The organism is Chryseobacterium sp. SIMBA_029, assembly GCF_046535275.1.
Taxonomy (GTDB): Bacteria; Bacteroidota; Bacteroidia; order Flavobacteriales; family Weeksellaceae; genus Chryseobacterium.
The window spans coordinates 1-234 of the sequence record NZ_JAWRXA010000879.1 but is presented as its reverse complement, the minus strand read 5'-3'; the positions used below and the strand labels follow the sequence as shown (position 1 = coordinate 234).

The following is a 234-nucleotide window of genomic DNA, read 5'->3' as shown; positions in this document are numbered from 1 at the left end:
CGAAAAAGCTCCTCCCCGACCTCAATGCAGAAGACGTTCTGCGCGTCCTCGCACGCAGCAGCTACACGGACAAAGCAGAACTGGCCGCTGAAGCGCTGGCGGACCAGCTCGCGACGCGCATTCTCAACAGCGATGCGGGCACGCCGCCGGAGCCGCTGGCGTTCCGCAAAGTGTTCGGATGATGGAGTACCTGCCGGCAGCTACTCTGTGGGTATTGACCATATTCCGGCTGCC

General features: G+C 62.4%; 1 protein-coding gene. It reads left to right on the top strand.

Annotated features, from left to right (window positions below):
- Positions 1-182 (top strand): hypothetical protein (locus tag SB679_RS26380; protein ID WP_410705395.1); only part of this gene is annotated, 182 nt, incomplete at its 5' end.
- Between the last annotated feature and the right edge of the window lie 52 nt (positions 183-234).